The organism is Treponema berlinense, assembly GCF_900167025.1.
Taxonomy (GTDB): Bacteria; Spirochaetota; Spirochaetia; order Treponematales; family Treponemataceae; genus Treponema_D; species Treponema_D berlinense.
Map to the genome: position 1 here is coordinate 58987 of NZ_FUXC01000011.1, position 13042 is coordinate 72028.

The window sequence follows — 13042 nt, forward strand, 5'->3', positions numbered from 1 at the left end:
TAAAAAGTTTTAATATTTTTTTGGGGGCATGATAAAAATGGAAGAAAGCGTAATTGCGGAAGCGGCAAACGGTGCGATTGCACTTGCAAACGGAACTGCAAATGAAGTAAAGTCGTTGTTCCATCTCGACGAACTGTCAGCTTATTTTACCTGGGCAAACCTTGCAAAAGTGATTACAAGCGTTGTGGCGATTCTTATTTTCTGGATGTTTTATCGCATAATCCGTCATTTTGTAAAAAAAGCGGCTTCAAAAACTTTGCAGAAAAAAACAGTTTCGCTTATTGTAAAAGCGATCAGTTATTGTTTTTACGTTTTAATCGTAATGTACGTTCTCGGACTTTTTGGAATAAAATTGAGCGCAATCTGGGGTGCTGCGGGAATTGCTGGAGTTGCAATTGGTTTTGCGGCGCAAACTTCCGTAAGCAATTTGATTTCCGGTCTTTTTGTCGTTACCGACAAGGCAATGAAAATCGGCGATTTTATCGAGGTTGACGGAATTTCTGGAACGATTGATTCAATAGGAATAATTTCTATAAAAATTCATACTGGCGACAACCAGCTTGTGCGAATTCCAAATTCAACAATCATCAACACAAAACTAAAAAATTATTCGGCTTTTCCGTACAGACGCTACATTTTTGAAACCAGTGTTGATTATGACAGCGATTTTGACAAGGTTATGGAAGTTGCAAAAACTGTTCCTGCACGTTGCCCGACTGTTGTTCTTGATAATCCGGAGTATTCCCCAAAAGTGCTTTGGACAACTCACGGAGACAGCGGAGTGAATTTGAACATTATCGTTTGGAGCAAGAAAGAAGATTTCTTGCAGACAAAAAGCGATATTGCAATAAATACCTTAAAAGCTTTTAACGAAGCTCAAATCAATATTCCATTTAACCGTATGGACGTTGCGATTTTGAACGAAAAAAAATAGGAAGTGGATTGAATGCAAACTCCGGCAAAACCAGTAAATCAGCTGTTTAGTAAAAATTTTCTCAATCGCTTAATCTGGCCCTTGGTTGCAGAGCAATTTCTGGCAATGACAATCGGGGCTTGCGATACGGTTATGGTTTCTTCTGTCGGAGAAGCCGGCGTCAGCGGAGTAAGTTTGATTGATCAGCTTGGACAGCTTGTAATTCAACTTTTTGCGGCGTTTGCTACAGGTGGAGCGGTGGTTGCAAGCCAGTACCTCGGCCATAAAGAACAAAAAAAGGCCCAGGCTTCTGCAAAACAGCTTTTAAATTTGTGCGTGATTGCCGGAGTTTTTTTTATAGCAATATGTCTGCCTTTGCGCCGGATTATTTTGAACGGAATTTTTGGCGCTCTTGATCCGCAGGTTATGGACAATGCGCTGACTTACTTTGTCTGGATTTTGTTTAGTTTTCCGTTGCTTGGAATTTATAACAGTTGCGCTGCGTTGTGCCGGGCAATGGGAAACAGCAAAATAAGTTTAAAAGTCAGCCTTGTAATGAATTTGACAAATATTGCCGGAAACGCGATTTTGATTTACGGAGCAAAAATTGGAGTTGCCGGAGCAGGAATTTCAACCCTCGTAAGCCGCGGAATTGCCGCCGTTGTAATGCTCTGCATTTTAAGTCAAAAAAAATGGCCGCTTTTTTTAGAAAAAATCTGGAAGCCGCAGTTTTATTTTACGCTCATGGGACGAATTCTAAAAATTGCAGTTCCGAGTGGAATTGAAAATTCTGTTTTTCATATCGGAAAAACTCTTGTCTATTCGTTTATGTCCACCTTTGGAATTACGGTAATTGCTGCAAATGCAATTACAAATACAGTTGCAAGTTTTTCAAATATTCCAGGAAACGCAATCGGTCTTGCGAGCGTAACAATTGTCGGACAGTGCATTGGTGCCGGCGAAAAAGAACAGGCAAAATCTTATGGCCGAAAGATTATGCTTTTGTCTTACGGCGGAATGTTTGTTACGGCAATTGTGGTTTTTGGACTTGCACCATTTGTTACGAAAATTTTCAATTTGACGCCACAAGCTCAAAATTTGGCCGTGCTTGTTATCCGCGCTTGTATGGTTGCAAACATATTTTTCTGGCCAATGAGTTTTACAATGCCAAATATTCTTCGTGGAGCAGGCGACGCAAAGTACACAATGATAATTTCAAACATAAGCATGTGGCTTTTCCGCGTCCTTGGCAGTTTTTTGATTTCAAAATGGATTTTGCGCATTTATCCGGGAAACACACAATTTGCGTTTTTTGGCATTTGGATTGGAATGTTTTTGGACTGGATTTTCCGCGGAATTATGTTCTACGTGCGTTTTTGTGGCAAAAAATGGCTTGAAAAAAAAGTAATTTAAAAATTTTGGGAGCACAATTAGCGCAAAAGAAAAGTTTGCCAGTTAGAACCGTCCAGTTGTCGCAAAAACCGGCTTTCCAGGGTTTCGCTAACGCTCCATCCGCCAAAAGCGGACTGCGCCCTTCCAATCCGGGCTGCAAGCCCGGACGTGCGCTATTTTCTTTTTCTAGCTAAATCATAGGCTTCATTATCTGCACGGACGGAAACTACAAGAATGTACATTTCGTGTGTTTTTTCATCTTCAAAAAGTTTGTATACAACGCGAATGCCTATGCAGATACTTTTAATATGCCCTTTAAAACTATTTTTCTGACAGAGCCGTCAAGTTTAGATAATTCTTCTTCTGCGAGAGGATGATACTTGATTTTCCATTCCATCAGCTACTCCAGATTAACTTCAATATCATCTAAATCGGATTCTGTCAGTCCGAATTTTTTCATCAAATTATCTTGAGTTGTATATTCAGTTTTTTCAGAAAGTCGTTTTGAAGTTTCTGCTGCAAGAATTGCATCTTCGTATTCTTCCATCATCTGCTGATAACTTTGTGGACTCATAAGAATACACTCTGGAACATTATTTTTTACAACAATTTTTGTACCGAATTTTTTTACATCAGAAAAAATTTTGTTAGCTTCACCTTTGTTAAAACGGCTGATAGGAATTATTGAATCAAGAATATTTAATGTATTTAAAGCTTTCATATTTTACCTCCGATTTTAATCTTAATAATAATATATATATCGTTTTATTTGTTGTCAAATTTATATATTTTTTGAAAGTTCGCTACGTGCGCTAAAAAATTAGTTTTTCACATTTTTTTTTCGTGCTATAATTTTTTTATGCAAAAAATGTTTTATGATACGCGCACTTTGGATTGTGCCTGCCGGCAAAGATATGCTCTTTCCGAAGAAATTATGATGGAAAATGCGGCTTCTGCCCTTAAAAACGAAATTTGCTCTATCTCGCTGGACAGGAAAATTCAAAAAGTTTTGATTTTGTGCGGTAGTGGCAATAACGGTGCCGACGGCTATGCGCTTGCCAGACTGATTTCTGGTTCTTTTAAAACCTGTGTTTTTGAATGCGGCAAGCCTTCGTCGCCACTTTGTGTTTTGCAGGCTGAACGCGCAAGGTTGTGCGGAGTTTCGGTTTTTGAATCGGACAGTTTTTTTGCGGAAAATTTGGATTCGGCTGTTGTTGTGGACTGCATTTTTGGGAGCGGTTTTAAAGGCGGATTTACTGATCAAAACGGCGAAAAACTCATCAACCTTCTTGCTTTTGTAAATTCTTCAGAATGTCTAAAAATTGCCTGCGATGTTCCGACAGGACTTCATGCCGACGGAACTTTGGCGCAATCTGTTTTTAAGGCGGATATTACTCTTACAATGGGCGCGCAAAAATTCTGCCTTTACAGCGACATGGCAAAAAATTTTACAGGAAAAATAAAGGTTTGCGGACTTGGCATTTCTAGAGAACTTTTTGAAAAATCTGCTGAAAATTTGAAAGAAAGCCAAAAAAATCTTTTCCTTCTTGAACAAAAAGATATGATTTTGCCGTACCGGACTGACAATCTTGTAAATAAGGGAAGCTTTGGAAACGCTTATATTGCATGCGGCGAAAAATCCGGGGCGAGCATTATTGCGGCAAATGCCTGCCTGAAATTTGGAGCAGGTCTTGTAACTCTTATTCGTCCAGATGAAAATTTTTCAAAAACTCCAATTCCCGGTCTTTCGATGGAATTTCTTGTAACAAATAATTTTGGTCCACGAATTAGCGCGCTTTGCGTTGGAATGGGTCTTGGTTATGACGAAAAAATCACTGAATTTTATGCAAAGTTTCTTTTAGATTCGCCGGACGTGCGCTGTGTGCTCGATGCGGATATTTTATATTCTCCACTGCTTCTTGAAATTTTGGAGAGGCGTCCAAAAGGCTGTGTTTTGACTCCACATCCAAAAGAATTTTCCGAACTTTTGCGTCTTTGCGGTTTAGGAAATTACAGTGTTGATGAATGTATTTTTCGGCGGGCGGAACTTGTCGAAAAGTTTTGCCGGCGCTTTCCGGAATCTGTCTTGGTTGCAAAAGGCGCAAATTCTGCTATCGGGGTATTTACTGCAAAAGAAGATTTTAATCTTTTTATCGACAGTTTTGGTTCTCCGGCACTTGCAAAAGGTGGAAGTGGAGATGCGCTTGCAGGAATGATATGTGCGCTTTTGGCTCAAAATTACGAAGGAAAAGACGCCGCAATTACAGCCTGCCTTGCTCATTCTCTCGCTGCCTGCAAAATAAAAAATAATTTTGCTCTTACACCGACGGATTTAATTCAAAATATTGGAGAATTATAGAAAAAATTGAACGCAAAAACGTTTTATTTTCTGCCTTTTTTTCCTGCTTCAATAAAATTCATGTGGGCGCGGTCTTTTTTGCTCAGGCGTTTTTGACCTAAGTCCAGTGAATTTTCGTGTTTTCCGTGAAAGCGTTCGCCTTTTTTATCGAAAGAATTTTTTAAAGATTCAATCCAGAGCGGAGTTTTTGGATTTGGATCGCCTTTTTTTACGTATTCGAGCCAGGTTTCTGGTTCAGGAACTTCAAATTTCATTTTTTTGCCCGTAAACGGATGGACAAATTCCAAGGTTCTGGCGTGAAGGCAAAGTCTGCCAAAATGGTCTGTTCTGGCCCTGTAATTTTCGTCTCCTGCAAGAGGATAGCCTTTTGACGCAAGATGAGCGCGAATCTGGTTCTTTTTTCCAGTATCGAGTGAAAGTTCAAAAAGCGTATGTGTTGGACCTGACTGCAAAATTTTATAGTTTGTGCGTGCCGGAACTGTTTTTAAACGGCGGTTTTCACCATAAGAGTCAGAATTGTTTTTGGAATTTTCGGATTCTTTTGGAACAAAGCCAACGTTGTGGGCGTTAAATGCAAGCTCATCGTCGATTAAACCGCAATCCGGCAAAATAAGTTTTTTGCTGCGCGGATTTTCTGCAACTGCGCGGTAAAGCCGTTCTGTTACCATTTGATGCCAGGTGTCCATAATTTTTTTCTGCGCATTTTCGGTAAGAGCAAAGAGCATTACGCCGGAAGTGTCGCGGTCGAGGCGGTGGACAGCAAAAGGTCTGTGCGAGCTGCTGAAAGTTCCGTTTTTGTGCATAATTTCTTCGAGGATGCTTTGTGCCGTTCTAATTCGGCTTCCAGGATACGGAACGCTGAGCAAACCGGAAGGCTTGTTGATTACGCAGATTGTTTCGTCTGAATAAAGAATTTCAATTTTTTCGTGACCAAAATCTTTTTTTGTTTTGGCATTTTTGTTTGTGTTTAAATTTGCCATATTCCTGTCCTTCGATTAAAAAATCTAGTAATGAGGCGGTTTTCTGTTTGGAATTTCGATATTCTCCGACAAATCCATAATTCTGCTTGAAAGAATTTTGTTTTCTTCGCGCAGAATTTCAATCAATTTTTGCTGCTCTACGACTTCGTTCTGAAGTTTGTTGATAAAATCGTCCATAAAAGCAATTTTTGTTTCGAGAGCAATAAAGCGTTTTTCTGTGTCCATATTTTTATTTTAACGGATTACCACGAAACTGACCACGATTTTTGTTCGTTGAGTGTTAAAAGTTCGCCAAGTTTGATTTTTTGAGAGAGAATTTTTTTTGAATCAGGACTTTTTAATTCAATTTGAAGATTTTGAGAAACGATTTGTTTTGCCAAGTCCGGGCCGTAGACAAAAGAAAGAAGATTTTCGTATTCCTCAACATTCATTTTTTCGTCGTTTAGACACGGAATCATCAAAAGATCAAAATAGCCCTGAGTTTCTTCGTCCAGTTTTTCATAAATTGACTTGAATTGTTCCGGTCCCAAAGAAAAAGTGAGCGACGACTGGGTTTTTGAAAGAATTTTTGATGAAGCAAGAAGAGATTTAGAAAGATTTTCGATTTTTCCAGAAGCGCTTGTCTTTCCGTCCTTTTCCACATTTACAGAAACATTTTTTGCACCAGCGGAAATCAGGAAATTTTCAAGTTCTTGTTTTGAAAAGAGAGTTGAATTTGTATTTTCGGCCAAACCAGAATTTTCCTGAGCCAGATCCAAAAATTCCTTAAAAGCAGAGTTTGCCGACAGCGAAAAATTTGCCGAAAAACCGATTGTCGCGGCGTCAGAATTTTCTGCTTTGACAGAAATTGAAGATGAACACGAAACTAAAAAAAGAGAAAAACCGATAAGAGCAAAAATTTTGGTTTTAAAAAATTTCATAAATTCCTAAAAACTTCACTTATTTAATCAATTCTCGCAACGGAATGGTTACACGCACGCCGGAAGAAAAAACAAGTCCGGTTGCAAAACTTTTAAGAGCGTTCAATGCGCTTCCGTCGGTGTCGTTAAAAACAGTGTAGTGAATGTCCTGTACAAAACTTATGTCGGTTTTTCCGGCTTTAAACGAAGGCGAATTAAAGCTGATTCCCAAAATTCCTGGAAAAACAGAGGCTTTTATTCTTTCGTCGTTGTTGCCCGGAAGATACGGAGTTCCGATTGTAAAGACAGGACCTGCAAAAATTCGCATATAGTCGGTCATCGTAAGGCTAAAAATCAACGGCAATTGAATTACGCCAGTTCCACTGTCCCAACGTACAGTCGTTCCAATTCCTGGTTTTAGATTTTTTCCTTCGTAAGTTGCATGCACTGTTCCGGCAATTCCACGGAAAGTAAGCATAAAATTGTCAGGAGTAAAAAAGTTCCAGTCAAGGCAGAACATTCCGTCCAAGATGATTTTGTCCGTAAAATTTCCATTTTGACGGCTTGTCTGGCGGGAACTGCTGTTTTTTCCGGATAAGCCGGCTTTAGAAACCGATTCGGAGTTTTTGCTGGAAGCAGTATTGTTTTCGGCTAAAATTTTTGAAGGCGGCAAAAATCGGCCGGTTTTGTAATATTTTCCTTTCCAATAATTTTCTTTGAGGGAACTCAAAATTACGCCGGTGTTTGGACCGTCAGAAGCGGCATTTAAAAAGTGACCGTTTCCAATGTAAATTCCGACGTGGCTCGGATCACCGGAAGCAGTTGTTCTAAAAAAAACTAAATCTCCTGGTTCACGTTCAGATTCATCAATTATTTTGCAAAACGAATAAATACCTTTTACAGTTCTTGGCAACTGATAGCCGATAGATTCTCTTGCAACCGTATAAATCAATCCTGAACAGTCAAAAGAATTTGGACCGGTTGCGCCATTTACGTAAGGACGACCAATGTATTTTTTTCCGTAATCAACAAAAGTCTGCCGGTTTGCCGCGGCATTTTCCGCATTGGCAGCCATTGTCTGCGCGCACAGCCGCGGAGTAAACAAAATAAAAGCACCAAGCCAAAACCATACAACTAGTCGATTTCTGTCATTTCTCGTCATAATTCAATTATCGTAAAAAAACAGAGCCATAACAAGCAAAATGAACGATTTTTTTATTTGAGGGCACAAGTTTCTTGCAAGATAAAAGCTGGCTTTGCATTGATTTTTTTGACACAAATTTATAAAAACGTTTTGCTTTATATAGAAATTGTGCTAAACTGAAACATAGGGCGCATTTTTTGCGGGGGGGGGGTATGTCTTGGATGTTCATAACACAAGACGCATAAGTGACATCTCATTTTCCATAGACAAAGATTTAAATATAAAATCAGGAAACCGCAGTTTTTCAATTTTTCTTCGTAAAACAGAAGTTTCCAGCATAAATCTTTCTGAATTTCTTTCGGAAAATGACACAGCAAATTTTAAGCATTTTCTCTCAACTTTTAAGCCACAAGTTCCAAATGAACCTGCAAACTTTGTTGCAAAACTCAAGTCGAGGAATTATTTAATAACCTGCATTTTTACGGTTATAAAGGCAGGCGACAACCTTTTTGAAGTGACTGTCGAAGAACTTTCGTATTCGCGGCACCTTTTGGACAGGGCGCTTCTGGAAAGCAGGGAATATTCAACTCTTCTTCAAAATTTTGATGCGTATTATTTTATTTACGAATGTGAAAAATTTACTGTAAAAAACACAAAAGACCTTAATACGCTTTTTGTCGGAAATTGCGACGAATTTAAAGAATATTTTGAGAATTTTTTTCATCTTAACAAATCATTCACGCAAGAAAGCAAACAGCTTATTGCCATGCTTGCAAATATCCGCAACTTGGAGACTGGCAAATACTACAATTTTTTGCGGGCAGACAAAAAAATGCTTACTGTTCATACGCTTCGGGCGAGTACGCGCACAAAGACAATTGTTGTCGGCAGTGTAAATTTTGGACAGAAAATTGCACTGGCAGAAAATGCTTATGTCGAAAGCCACGACGGTTTAACTGGAATTTACAATAAAAAGGCAATTACCGAAATTGCAGTCAAAAAAATCAATGGGCAGAAAGTTCCGTGTTCAATGATTATAATTGACGTTGACCATTTTAAGGAATGTAACGACACTTTTGGCCATAATTTTGGCGACAAGGTTCTTGCTTCTGTTGCCAGTTGCATAAAAGAGGCAATCGGCACAAAAGGAATTGCAGGAAGAATTGGCGGCGATGAATTTTTGGTTTTGCTTGATTTGACCGAAGAAGACGATATTCGAAATATTACGCGAAACATTCGCACTGGAATTCAGTGGAATATTACTTCAATTGAACCTGGAAGCACCGTAACCTGTTCAATGGGAGTTGCAAGATTTCCATTGAACGTAAAAGATTATGATTCGCTTTTTAACCTTGCCGACAAATGCCTTTATATTGCCAAAAACAAGGGACGCAACTGTTATATAATCTATAAACCTGAGCTTCATGACTGCATTTTTATTCAGAACAGACAGAACGAAAACAAAATTGCAAGCGGACAACTTTACAACGAAGCGGCAGACGATGTAGTTGAAATTTTAAAAGCAATTCGCGAAAAAAAGAGTGAAGAGGACCTGCAGCCGATTCTTCAAAAATTGGTCGATTATCTCGGCATAAGCACGATTATGGTTTACGATTCGGCACACCGCCTTTATTGCAGTGCAGGCCGCGCAGAAAAGAATTTTAGGGAAGAAGCGTTAAAACAGGAAAACTATTTTTCGTTTTTTAATGGATTTGATTACCTGCACTTAGACAATACGAACGTTTTGGATTCGATTTCGCAGGAAAAATATGTTTTTTATCGAAAAAACTGCATATCATCAACTTTGGAAGTGTTGTGCAATAAAAAAACGCTGATTTGCTTTGACGTTTTTAAACCGGCACGAACCTTTCCAAAAGAAAAAATCATTTTTATGCTAGTAGTTGCGCGGCTTTTGGCAAGCACTTTTAATATTGGCTAAACTCGCAATAAAATAATTGTAATAACTGTTGCTCTCCGGAAGAGTTTTTGTTTATTTTATATAACTGTATATAAAATAAATTTAACGAGGTAACAAATGAAAAAAACACCAGCATTATTCAGTTTGATTTGTGCAGGAATTGCAGCCTTTGCAGTAAGCTCATGCGCTTCAACAAAAAACAGTTTGGGCGAAAGCAATTCAAAAGAACTAAAAATAGTTCTTGGAGGAAACGCAACAACCGGATATTCTTGGGAAAATACACTTACAAATGAAGAAATTGTAAGTGTAAAAGAAAAAACAACATATCTTGGAAAAGACGGAATTACAGGCGCGCCTTCAAAATTTGAATATTCTGTAAAAGCATTAAAGGACGGAACTACAGATTTAACTTTTGTTTACAAACGACCTTTCGAGGCAGACGAAGCGCTTGATACAATAGTTTATAAAATCGAAGTGAAAAATGGAAAAATTCTGGCTCTAGGTACAATCGAAGGAAACTGGAGAATAAATTCTTTTTATAAAAACGATGAAGCGCAGGCAATTTGCGATGTTGCCCTCAACTTAAAAAAAGAAAAGGACGGTTTTTTTGTTGCTGGAGAAGCCGGAGTTAATATTTTTAACGGAAATATAAAACTTTCGGGAAATATAGGAAAAGACGAAGGCGGTTTTGCCTTGACAAAAATGATGGGACCGGCAGACGCAATGTCTTTTGAAGACAATTACATCCAGCTTTTTAATGGAGAATTTTATGTAATTCCGGCAGTAAAAAACGGAACAGAAATTCTTACAATTGCAAATTTAAAAAACGGTTTGTCGGCAGAATATCGCCTTGTAAACGAACCATTGGTAGAAAGACAGTAAAATGCCGCAGCCTTTTTTATACAATCTGATTGATAAGGCAGTTTTTGACTATAAACTGATTGAAAAAGGCGACAAAATTCTTGTGGGTGCATCTGGAGGAAAAGACTCCACTGCGCTCATAGAATATTTTGAAAACCGTCAAAAAAGAAAAAATGCCGATTTTGAATTTTTGGCATTGAATATTCAGACAGATTTTGGCGGCGGACTTCCTTCTGACATTCAGACACTTTTTAAAGAGTGGAATGTTCCGGTGAAATCCATTTTTGTAGATGTGACAGGACGCTTGAGTGACGGTTATAAGATGAGCTGTTACTGGTGTTCAAACTTGCGCCGAAAAGAACTCATTAACTTTGCGGTAAAAAACGGATTCAACAAAATTGCTCTTGGACATCATCTTGACGACATTTTGGAAACTCTGCTGATGAATGCCTTGAATAAAGGCGAGCTCAGCACAATGACACCTTCCCTAAAACTCGAAAAATATCCTGTAAAAATTATCCGCCCGCTTTGTTACGCTGGCGTACAGACAATTGTCGAACACTCAAAAAAAGGCGGCTATTTTGGCTGGACATGCACCTGCACTTATCAGGATAACAGCACAAGAAAAGATGCCCGCCGCCGTCTTGAACTTTTGACCGGCGGAGACAGAAAAAAGAAAGAAAGACTTTTTAAAGCGCTCAAAAACATAAGACCAGAATACTTGCCATAAAAGAAATCTGACATAAAAAAAATCTTGAGAATTTGTTTTTTCGGATTTAAAATTGAACAAAAGAAATCTTGAAATTTAAAAAAGATTAAATGCTGTCAATTTTGGCGATTTTTTCTTGGGAGGTTTTATGTCAGTTGTTTGTTATTCTCTCGGTGCGGCTCAAGAAGTGACTGGTTCAAAACATATTTTTGAAATTGATGGCCGGGCTTTTATGGTTGATTGCGGGGCTTTTCAGGGAAAACGTGCCGTTGCCGATGCAAAAAACCGGAATTTTGAAATTCCGGTCGACAAAATCGAAACCGTAATTTTAACCCATGCCCATTACGACCACTGCGGACTTTTGCCAATGCTCGCCAAAAAAGGCTATGACGGCAATATTTACGCAACTCCTGCAACGCGCGACCTTGCCGACCTTGTAATGATGGATTCAGCAAGAATTCAGGCACGTGATGCCGAATATCTTCGTAAGCAGGCTCAAAAAAAAGGCGAAAAATTTACATGGCAACCTCTTTTTAACGAAAAAGACTGCATTAAGGCAGAAAATCAGATTGTAACGCTCGGATATAACCGCCAGATGTACATTGCGCCAGACGTAGAACTCGAATTTTTTGACGCAGGACACATTTTGGGTTCGGCATTTGCGTTTATAACGATAAAAGGCCAGCGCGGCGCTTCAAAAAAAATAGATTCAATAAACAAAATAAATATCTGGAACAAACTTTTTGGCTGGAAAAATTCGATTTCGGAAAGACGGGCAGAAAGGCTTGCAGAAAATGAAGACGCCGACAGACGCAAAACTGCCGACAGGCGAAAAGCCACGGCAGAAGAGCAGGCGCAGTATTCGGGAATAGAACGCCGTTCTGGCTACGACCGCCGCGAAGGAAAAGACGAGATTCGGATTCTTTACACAGGCGATTTAGGACGTTCTTCAAAACCGATTATCCGCGACCCAAGCGTAAAAATTCCTGCGCCAGATTACATTTTTTTGGAAAGCACTTACGGTAACCGCAAACACGAAGGCACAGAAATTGCCATGGAAGAACTTCGAAAAGTTGTTCGCCGGGCAATCGACCGCAAAGGAAAAATCATAATTCCGTCATTTGCAATTGAGCGCACTCAGGAAATTGTTTATTACCTCCACATGCTCGTAGACCAGCGAAAAATTCCTTCGATTCCAATTTATGTGGATTCTCCAATGGCAGTAAACGCGACAAGTATTTTTCAGGTACATCCGGAATGTTACAGCCGCGAAGTTGAAGAAGCCTTCCTTGACCGGCACAAAAATCCATTTGGCTTTGACCAGTTAAGTTTTGTTACGAGCGTTGACGAATCAAAGGCATTGAACCAAAAATCCGGACCAATGATTATAATTTCGGCAGACGGAATGTGCGAAGCCGGACGCGTTGTGCATCACCTTGCAAACAATATAAACGACCCGAAAAACACAATTTTGATAGTCGGTTATATGGCAGAAAACACACTTGGCCGAAGAATCCGCGACGGAGCAAAAGAAGTAAAAATTATGGACGAATGGTATCAGGTAAATGCGCATGTCGAAACAATCAACGCATTTTCTGCCCATGCCGACTACGAAGAAATTGTAAAATGGCTCAAGCAGGTTGATACAAGCCGCCTTAAAAAAATCTATCTGGTTCACGGCGAAAAAGATGCCCAGGAATATCTGCAAAACTATCTAAAAGAAAACGGATACAAGCACGTTCAGATTGTAAAATACGGCGAAACTTACGAACTGGCGTAATTTTTAAATATTTTGGGCGTTGCGGCTGTTTTTAACAGCCGCCGCTTTGTCCGGGGTTGCATTGTTCCACTTCGTTCCACAACGCGC

General features: G+C 39.3%; 13 protein-coding genes. 7 read left to right on the forward strand and 6 right to left on the reverse strand.

Translation table 11 applies throughout. The features are described from left to right. Positions 1-37 precede the first annotated feature (37 nt). Both B5D47_RS09145 and B5D47_RS09150 read left to right on the forward strand, forming a co-directional pair. A complete protein-coding gene (locus B5D47_RS09145; RefSeq protein ID WP_078931531.1) occupies positions 38-934 on the forward strand; it encodes a mechanosensitive ion channel family protein in 897 nt (298 codons plus the stop codon). Between the two features lie 12 nt (positions 935-946). Next, entirely contained in the window at positions 947-2326 is a 1380-nt protein-coding gene (locus B5D47_RS09150; protein ID WP_078931532.1) for an MATE family efflux transporter, read from the forward strand. A 268-nt stretch (positions 2327-2594) separates the two neighbouring features. Here B5D47_RS09150 and B5D47_RS11940 read toward each other — a convergent pair whose 3' ends face one another. Further along, the gene (locus B5D47_RS11940; protein WP_374047905.1) at positions 2595-2702 is read right to left on the reverse strand and encodes a type II toxin-antitoxin system RelE family toxin; all 108 of its coding nucleotides are present in this window, start codon (positions 2700-2702) and stop codon (positions 2595-2597) included. A gap of 3 nt (positions 2703-2705) precedes the next feature. Then, on the reverse strand, positions 2706-3026 hold the full coding sequence (locus B5D47_RS09160) for a prevent-host-death protein (protein ID WP_078931533.1): 321 nt from the start codon (positions 3024-3026) through the stop codon (positions 2706-2708). Positions 3027-3164: 138 nt separating this feature from the next. Here B5D47_RS09160 and B5D47_RS09165 point away from each other — a divergent pair, with 138 nt between their 5' ends. Then, complete coding sequence (locus B5D47_RS09165; protein ID WP_078931534.1) at positions 3165-4664, forward strand: NAD(P)H-hydrate dehydratase; 1500 nt, start codon at positions 3165-3167, stop codon at positions 4662-4664. A gap of 23 nt (positions 4665-4687) precedes the next feature. Here the strand turns inward: B5D47_RS09165 and B5D47_RS09170 are convergent, their stop codons facing one another. Genes B5D47_RS09170 through B5D47_RS09185 form a run of 4 tightly spaced genes read right to left on the reverse strand, consistent with a single transcriptional unit; the run spans position 4688 to position 7705 of the window. Beyond that, on the reverse strand, positions 4688-5644 hold the full coding sequence (locus B5D47_RS09170; protein WP_078931535.1) for an RluA family pseudouridine synthase: 957 nt from the start codon (positions 5642-5644) through the stop codon (positions 4688-4690). A gap of 24 nt (positions 5645-5668) precedes the next feature. Continuing rightward, complete coding sequence (locus tag B5D47_RS09175; RefSeq protein WP_078931536.1) at positions 5669-5869, reverse strand: SlyX family protein; 201 nt, start codon at positions 5867-5869, stop codon at positions 5669-5671. A 17-nt stretch (positions 5870-5886) separates the two neighbouring features. After that, a complete protein-coding gene (locus B5D47_RS09180) occupies positions 5887-6564 on the reverse strand; it encodes a hypothetical protein (protein WP_078931537.1) in 678 nt (225 codons plus the stop codon). A 19-nt stretch (positions 6565-6583) separates the two neighbouring features. Continuing rightward, positions 6584-7705 (reverse strand): C40 family peptidase, encoded by a 1122-nt coding sequence (locus tag B5D47_RS09185; RefSeq protein WP_078931538.1) that lies wholly within the window; start codon positions 7703-7705, stop codon positions 6584-6586. Between the two features lie 199 nt (positions 7706-7904). On the opposite strand from B5D47_RS09185, the gene B5D47_RS09190 reads away from it, so the two are divergent. From B5D47_RS09190 to B5D47_RS09205, 4 genes are all read left to right on the forward strand, one after another. Then, positions 7905-9626, forward strand: a complete 1722-nt coding sequence (locus tag B5D47_RS09190; protein WP_078931539.1) for a GGDEF domain-containing protein — start codon at positions 7905-7907, stop codon at positions 9624-9626. 96 nt (positions 9627-9722) lie between these two features. After that, positions 9723-10487 (forward strand): protease inhibitor I42 family protein, encoded by a 765-nt coding sequence (locus B5D47_RS09195; RefSeq protein WP_078931540.1) that lies wholly within the window; start codon positions 9723-9725, stop codon positions 10485-10487. A 1-nt stretch (position 10488) separates the two neighbouring features. Further along, a complete protein-coding gene (locus tag B5D47_RS09200; RefSeq protein ID WP_078931541.1) occupies positions 10489-11196 on the forward strand; it encodes a tRNA 2-thiocytidine biosynthesis TtcA family protein in 708 nt (235 codons plus the stop codon). A 127-nt stretch (positions 11197-11323) separates the two neighbouring features. Next, entirely contained in the window at positions 11324-12955 is a 1632-nt protein-coding gene (locus tag B5D47_RS09205) for an MBL fold metallo-hydrolase RNA specificity domain-containing protein (RefSeq protein ID WP_078931542.1), read from the forward strand. Positions 12956-13042 lie beyond the last annotated feature (87 nt).